Annotated in this window: 1 protein-coding gene; it reads left to right on the forward strand. The window is 59.5% G+C overall.

Annotation, left to right across the window (positions count from 1 at the left end; translation table 11 throughout):
• Positions 1–227: phage baseplate assembly protein V (locus OGV98_RS00565; protein ID WP_286550933.1), on the forward strand; the 227-nt coding region annotated here is incomplete at both ends.

Here is a 227-nt window from a genome sequence, read left to right on the forward strand (position 1 = left end):
GTGTCACAGGCGTGGGCCGGTGCCGGATTCGGCAACCTCGCCATTCCGCGTGTGGGTCAGGAAGTGATAGTGGATTTCCTGAACGGCGACCCGGACCAGCCCATTATTATGGGCCGCACCTACCACCAGGATAACCGCTCGCCGGGCAGCCTGCCGGGCACGAAAACGCAGATGACCATCCGCTCGAAGACCTACAAAGGTGGCGGATTTAACGAACTGAAATTCGA

Origin of the sequence: Citrobacter sp. Cf136 (genome assembly GCF_030333815.1) — a bacterium.
Taxonomy (GTDB): Bacteria; Pseudomonadota; Gammaproteobacteria; order Enterobacterales; family Enterobacteriaceae; genus Citrobacter; species Citrobacter freundii.